2 protein-coding genes are annotated in these 2779 nt (G+C 42.2%); one reads left to right on the forward strand and one right to left on the reverse strand.

Annotation, left to right across the window (positions count from 1 at the left end; all coding sequences use genetic code 11):
- A partial coding sequence (locus tag JMX89_RS12690) for a CHAP domain-containing protein (RefSeq protein WP_201551726.1) occupies nt 1-384 on the forward strand: 384 nt, incomplete at its 5' end.
- Nucleotides 385-1751: 1367 nt separating this feature from the next.
- Here the strand turns inward: JMX89_RS12690 and JMX89_RS12695 are convergent.
- On the reverse strand, nt 1752-2720 hold the full coding sequence (locus tag JMX89_RS12695; protein ID WP_025652670.1) for a DNA-binding protein: 969 nt from the start codon (nt 2718-2720) through the stop codon (nt 1752-1754).
- Between the last annotated feature and the right edge of the window lie 59 nt (nt 2721-2779).

Genomic DNA, 2779 nt, shown 5'->3' on the forward strand with positions numbered 1-2779 from the left:
TCAAAAGTGGCTTTATCTGGCAGCTCTGGATATTGTGCCCGTTACGTACGTAAAGCACTACAATCAGCTGGTTATGAATTTACACCCAATCCTTCAGCCTATCAGTACGCCACTCGTGGCACGCTTGATAAAGCAGGTTTTAGCAAAATCAGTAATGATATGCCAACCCAAGTAGGTGATGTTATTGTCTATGATCGCTCATCAAAGCGCCCGCATGGCCATATCCAAATATTTGATGGCGAAAATTGGATTTCTGATTTCCGTCAGAACAGCATCAGCCCATACAGTGGTGTCTATGCTTATACGACATGGCGCGATTCAAAATATGTGGATGACGCATCCGCATCAGATCGTAATATCTACCTTGCTATGAATGATAAATAAGACTTTCTAAGTCAGCACAACATAGTTGTTATTTCCTCCAACCCAGTAGTGATCTTAATATCATTGCTGGGTTTTTTTGTGCTTAACATCAGGGCGTATTTAACCTTTCATGATTTGATCAGTCAGAAATAGACACTACTGATATCATTACTCATTACAAGAATTATCGGCAAGCGCGTTTAAGATGCCACATGATACCGCTTGTGCACTACCTGCACATTTCTGGCGCAAAACTGAGAAATTTTTGGATTGCTAGCATTACAAGACAAATTACGAAACGACGCTCATGAAGATGTGGCTTAGCTCAAAGCGTATGGGTAAACCACCCCGAGTTCGTCGTACTCTCTAAGACTGTTTAGTCTCCGAAAACCTGAGGCGGTTCAGATGGTTTTTTGAGAGATTATGACACTCTCAAAGCGATTTGAAGTACTTGAGAAAGTTGATTATGATAGCACCTAAAGATTTACCAGAGTCATATCGAAAGACTAAACAAAAAAATGCCTCTGGGAGTTGACTCCTAGAGGCATTTAGTTTTTAATGTAGCTAACGGTTACAGAGTGCGTCAACACCCTGTAACGAACAAATAAGCATACGCAGTGCGTTATTTGAACAGCATTAAATGCCCGTGTAGGTGCATTTTATCCAAAAACTGCTTTCATATCAACCTTATTCACTATACATTTTAAAAACTGCTTGTTCGCTCGTTACATCCTTGTGCTGCTCTCTTTGTACCCGTTACCCGTCAAATGGGTGGCAGGCCTCGGCGACGACTGCGTTTGACACAGGGGTAAGCTCTCGACAGGGGGTTCTAGACATATTGAGCAACGCAATGAGTGGTTACTCGTGCATATCGTAGCGGTATATTGGGTTTATGCCCTTGCTAGCGTATGACAGCACAGTAGCGGTTAAGAGCGTGTCTAGGCGGTGCTATCAGCCGTAATCTTAACAACCGTAGCTTGATACAGTGATACGGTCTTGATGACGCGATGGGCAATGAAGTCGGCATGACTAATCACATCAAATCCAAGGAATGCACTAAAGCGATTGTGAGTATTTTATCTACTCATAATCGCTTTAGGGTGAGTGTTCCTTGAAATCTGCTCAAGGCTCCAAAATCAGCATAAATTCACTTAGGCTAATTTAAGTAGTATATAGCCCACTCGGCTATATACTATAAGAGTCCAGAGAAAAATTTAGAATAGTTATTATACAGCAGTCACTTATTCAGTGAGTCGATATTGTCATGGTTGATTCATAAGCTTAGTGTGAATAGAACGAGATCTATGCCTTGGGTAAACTACCTCCCAAACTTATAACTGTTCTTTATCTTGAAATCCTAATTAAACTGAAACCTCGAATACTTTTATTTAGTCAGCATCCAAAGTATTATCTTTGTTTTGAATAAGTATTAGAGCATCTTGTGCTTTCTTAAGTTGATCTTGTAACAGAGTCACTTGTTCCTGCTTTGATAAATGACGGCTTGATAGCTCGCTATATTGTTTATTCAATACGCTATGCTCGGCTTCAAGCTTAGCCTGAGTTTGAGTCAGCTGATTATTAAGTCCTGATAGCTTGTCACGTTCAGCGGTGACTGCCTTTAACTCTCCTTTGATCTCTGCGGTAGCCGTTTGTATATCATTCCGCTCAGTGGTGACTGCCTTTAGCTCTGACTTAGTATTTTTAAGTTCAATCTTTAAACGTGCAATCTCTGCCTTATCACTATCAGCTGTGGCTTTAAGCGTGGCTACCTCACCAAGACTGCTAGTCAGCTCTATAGATTGCTTATCTAATGCATTACTCACCTCTGCAAGCTGTGATTGCGCGGTCTTAGCCTTAGTGCGTTCAAGCTCTAATTCATGCCTAGTATCTAATAGCGTCTGTTTGGTAGCGTCATGGTCAGCTGTGGCTTGCTGTGCGCTTTTAGTTGCTGTTTCCGCAGTGCCGGTCACCTCGTCCAGTTGCTGTAGTAAATCCGCTTGTTCCCCCTCCAAGGTCTTAACCGCTTCTTGCGCTTCGTCCATCTCTGCTTGTGCCTTGATCTTAACCACCTCTAAAGCTTCACGCTCTTTAGACAATCTATCATTAGCCATATCAATAGCCGTCTGCCACATATCAGCCCCAAGCGTGTGCAAGCGTTCTGTGATACCACTAGGTAAGTCTACTTGCTGTAGCTCTTGCTCTTCTTGCTGTTCTCGCTTCCAGCTTTGCATAGCATCACTGATAGTCGTGAATGATCCACCGCCTAGCGCCTTACGCACCTCTGCCAGTGTCGGCTTAACCCCTTGCTCTTGTAATTGGTCTGCTGCTGCATGAATATCTTGTATCGTGAGTGCCATGATTTTGTATCCCTTAATAGTATATTGTAGTATGTTGTATATAATATACTACAATATAC

Origin of the sequence: Psychrobacter sp. DD43, assembly GCF_904846555.1 — a bacterium.
Classification (GTDB): Bacteria; Pseudomonadota; Gammaproteobacteria; order Pseudomonadales; family Moraxellaceae; genus Psychrobacter; species Psychrobacter cryohalolentis.

Coding starts and splice junctions, on each gene's coding strand:
- JMX89_RS12695 (WP_025652670.1), bottom strand. CDS start 2,720: ATGGCACTCACGATACAAGATATTCATGCAGCAGCAGACCAATTACAA.